Origin of the sequence: Gallibacterium genomosp. 1, from assembly GCF_000771875.1 — a bacterium.
Classification (GTDB): domain Bacteria; phylum Pseudomonadota; class Gammaproteobacteria; order Enterobacterales; family Pasteurellaceae; genus Gallibacterium.
Window position 1 is genome coordinate 1 of sequence record NZ_JPXX01000034.1, and the last position, 3,667, is coordinate 3,667.

Here is a 3,667-nt window from a genome sequence, read left to right on the forward strand (position 1 = left end):
TTTAGGGGTCAGATCAATGCTCGGGCTTTTTTACTGCATAAATGCCTTACTACCTTAATATTGTCTCAGTCTATTTATACCAAACTAACTATTACTACAAAGCCTAAAACCCCGATTTCCCTTGATTTTTCACTCAAACCCGTGCCCTACAAATCGCAGTCATATCCTTGCCACGCCCACATAGAAAATGTAATGATTTCAACATAATTACGATCCTTACTTAAGTCTCTTTGTAAATAAAGAGCATATCAAGATCCTTTCTTTCAGATCTTATAACATAAACCAACGCAAAGATTAGATCTATTTGCTGTAATTTTAAACGATTAGATTAATTATTTATAATATGATCCAAAATTGCACCATATTTACATAATTATTTGATTTAATTGAACAATGGTATCCTTTCGGGTGCGCCATTTCATTTCTTAATTTCAAATGTTTCATATCATTTCTAATTGAAAAATTTTTCTTCATAGCAGTTTCTTTTAATTCAAAAATGCCTTTATCCAAAGAACTATTTATTTTTAATTTTTTATTGACATTAATTCCTATTTACAATAAGTTATCCAAAAATATGCGATTTATTCTCATTTATATTTTAAGGGGTAATTTATGTTCCAATTGAAAAAATTAGTGCTTGCTACATTGATTTCATCAAGCGTTTTCTTTTCTCAAGCAGCTGTTGCAGCGCCAGTGGATTTATCACAAGAAACTAAGCAATATCAGACATTTGTCATAGAACAAATTGATGAATTGGTTAAAGGTACAGAGCAATTTGTAGCTGCTTTAAAAACAGGTAAGGTTGAAGAGGCGAAAAAACTGTATCCATTAGTCAGAATGTATTACGAGCGTTCAGAACCTATCGCTGAAAGTTTTGGTGATTTAGATCCACGCATTGATGCACGTGAAGCAGATTTGGAAGAAAATCAAATTTGGAGTGGTTTCCATAAAATTGAAAAGATTTTATGGACAGAAAATACCACTAAAGGAACAGAACAAATTGCCGATCAATTATTAAATGATGTCAAAGAGTTGCGTGCTAAAGTGCCGACTGTAGAAGTTACCGGCGATTTAATGGTTCAAGGCGCAGTTGATTTATTAAATGAGGTCTCTACCAGCAAGATTACTGGCGAAGAAGAAATTTTCTCACATACCGATCTTTATGATTTTAAAGCTAATGTTGAAGGTGCAGAAAAAATTTATCAAATTTTGAGAGCAAAATTAGCTCAGAAGGATGAAAAGTTGGTAAAAGAGTTGGATAAACAGTTTGCGAATGTAAATGCCTTATTAGATAAATACAGAGTTGGTGAAAATGGCTATAAAGCCTATACCGAATTGTCTAAACAGGATACTCGTGAATTAGCGGAAGCCGTAAATAAACTTGGGGAACCGCTTGCGCATATGGGCGTGATCCTTGATGAAAGTAATTAATTTAAACTAAATTTTAACCACTGCGTTAATCTGCAGTGGTTTTTTCCTTTTTGAAGGGGGAGCAAATGAAAAGTAATAATTTAACAGCACAACAAGTACAACATAATCCGCGCCGTCAATTTTTAAAAAGATCAGGTTTAATGCTTGGTGGCAGCTTAATCGGGTCGGGATTAAGTATGAGTGTCGCGGCAGATAATCATCATTCTGTCGCTGAAAAACATTGCCTTTCCGATATTACTTATCCATTTTATGGGGAACACCAACAAGGAATCATTACCCCACAACAGACTTATGTCTATTTTTTGGTGTTGGATTTAGCAACCGAAAGTCTTGATGAAGTAAGAGAAGTATTCAAAACTTGGACAACCTATGCAGCACGTCTAACACAAGGCAAAAATGTAAAAGAATATGCTAAAAATCATTTTGTACCGCCGGCGGATACCGGAGAAGCGGATGATCTTTCTGTGTATGGTTTGACGCTCACTTTCGGAGTTTCGCCATCATTTTTGCAGAAGTTAGGTTTGCAGGATAAAGCGCCGAAAGAGCTGAAAGATCTGCCGTTATTCCCACGTGATCAACTGAAAGAGGAGTTTAGTGGCGGTGATATTTGTATTCAATCTTGTGCCAATGATGCACAAGTGGCTTTTCACGCTGTGCGTCAATTAGTCAGAGTGGCACGCTCTAATGTAACAATGAAATGGAGTCAAGCAGGTTTTATTTCGGCGGACAAACCAATCGATACCCCTCGTAACTTGTTTGGTTTTAAAGATGGTACGGCAAATGCTAACACCGTTAAAGATCTTGATGGGCAAGTATGGGTAGATCAACCCGATTGGCTGAAAGGCGGTAGCTATTTGATAGTGCGTAAAATAGTGATGCATTTAGAAACTTGGGATAGAACCAGTTATAAAGAGCAAGAACGTACTTTTGGACGACATCGTATTTCCGGTGCGCCGATTGGCGAAAAAGAGGAATTTGCACCATTGGATCTAGATAAACTTAATCATCACGGTAAACCAATGATTCCGGACGATTCACATTCTGCATTGGCACATAAAACCGGAAAACAGATGTTACGTCGAGCTTATTCTTATTCAGATGGTATTAATCCTCGCACCGGACAGTTTGACAGTGGCTTGCTTTTTATTTGCTATCAAAAAGATCCGGAACAGTTCATTACTATCCAAAATGCATTAGGTAATGTTGATCGTTTGAATGAATATATTACCCATATCGGTAGTGGGCTATTTGCTTGTTTTGGTGGCGTGAAAGAAGGTGAATTTATTGGGCAAGCACTGTTAGGAGCTTAAATAAAATGAAAATAAGAGGAGTCATAAAATATCTGTGGCTGTTTTTTAGTTTAATTTTTTTCTGCTCTCTACCGGCAACAGCTGAACAAAAGATAAATCTTAGCCCGTTATTTATCCAGCTTTCTGATGCAATGAGTGCAGTGAAAGAAAATAATACATTGCAAGCAAAGCAAGATTTAAATGCGATTCAAGAGCAATTTATTGCGATTGAACAACACAACTCTTCAGCAGGTAAAAATGTATTGTTGAGTCTGTCTGATGCATTGAATAACACCGATATTGAGCATTTAAATCAACTTTCCATTGCTTTATTAGCATTTGATAAAGAGCAACATCCTTTGGACATTGCTCAACAAAAGCAGCGCTTTAAAAAACGGATTGTGCCGGCGTTTGAACATTGGCAACAAGTGGTGACAGAAAATAAATTGTCGCCGGATATTGAACAGTTAAAACAGCAGTATCGCCTATTTAATGGTATTTGGACTAAAAATGAGCGTTTAGTGCGTGATGTTGATATGGCGTATTACGGCAAAATTGAAACAGCGTTGGCGCTATTACGTGTGGCAATAGAAACTGAACCGTTGGATTATCAACGGATTGAAAGTAATACTGCAAAAATTGCGGCTCAATTTGATGATTTTGTCAGTGGCAAAAAAGCGCAAGCAGTTACCACCAACTATCAATTAAATGATGGTATTAATCTGTTGCGAGAGGGATTACAAGCGTTTGAACAGCAAGATAATGCAACGGCGCAGGAAAAATTAACCACCTTTATTGAGATTTGGCCGAGTATTGAGGGCGAGGTCAGCACCAGAAATGGTTCATTATATAGTAAGGTGGAGAGCCAAGTGCCGGTGATTTTGGCTAAAGGCAGTGAAGCTAAATATCAAACGGAGTTAAAGAAGATTATTACGCAACTGGCTGAA

At 37.0% G+C, this 3,667-nt stretch carries 2 protein-coding genes and 1 pseudogene; all 3 read left to right on the forward strand.

Annotation, left to right across the window (positions count from 1 at the left end; genetic code table 11):
• Positions 1-612 precede the first annotated feature (612 nt).
• Complete coding sequence (efeO, locus tag JP36_RS10340; RefSeq protein ID WP_039174448.1) at positions 613-1,431, forward strand: iron uptake system protein EfeO; 819 nt, start codon at positions 613-615, stop codon at positions 1,429-1,431.
• A gap of 65 nt (positions 1,432-1,496) precedes the next feature.
• Complete coding sequence (gene efeB / locus JP36_RS10345) at positions 1,497-2,741, forward strand: iron uptake transporter deferrochelatase/peroxidase subunit (protein WP_039174450.1); 1,245 nt, start codon at positions 1,497-1,499, stop codon at positions 2,739-2,741.
• Positions 2,742-2,746: 5 nt separating this feature from the next.
• A pseudogene (locus tag JP36_RS10350) lies at positions 2,747-3,667 on the forward strand (iron permease); the annotation flags it as partial.